The organism is Streptomyces sparsus, from assembly GCF_054776295.1.
On the sequence record NZ_BAAHCA010001730.1, the window covers coordinates 1 to 524 of the forward strand.

The window sequence follows — 524 nt, forward strand, 5'->3', positions numbered from 1 at the left end:
CCGCGCACGGGCTGTCGGCCGGCGCGGCGACGCCGCGCGCGGTGGACGTTCCCGCCTGAGGGCGCACGCCCGCGCGGCAAGACTGTTCGGCATCGGGACTGTTCGGTACCGGGACGGGACGGCGGTCGGAGGCGTGCGTGCGCGGCTCCCGCAGGCGGGGCGGGCGCGGTCAGTCGCAGTGGTAGCGGAAGCCCGCCGAGTCGCTGCGCCGGTCGGGCGAGAGGATCTCCAGAGTGGCCTCGGCCTGCTGGGTACCCTGGCCGCGGAACGTCCACAGCAGCCGCAACCGTGCCTCACGCTGCCCGCGGGCCAGCCGCTTCTCCAACTCCCCGGAGTCCGTACCGTCGCTCCGCACCCAGCGGTAGCGGATCGTCCCGCCGGCACCGTTGGTCCGCACCGTGCCCACCACTTCCGCGGTGCCGCCGCAACCGGGCCCGGCGGAAGCGGTCCGCACGTCCAACGCCCGCACGTCCAGGGGCGGCCCGAGCCACTGCCAGCCGAACCAGCCCAGGGCCGCCGCGGCG

The 524-nt window shown here is 76.5% G+C and carries 1 pseudogene; it reads right to left on the reverse strand.

Features of this window, described 5'->3' with window-relative positions:
* Positions 1 to 169: 169 nt before the first annotated feature.
* Positions 170 to 524: pseudogene (locus tag ACYVE9_RS30540) on the reverse strand (hypothetical protein); the annotation flags it as partial.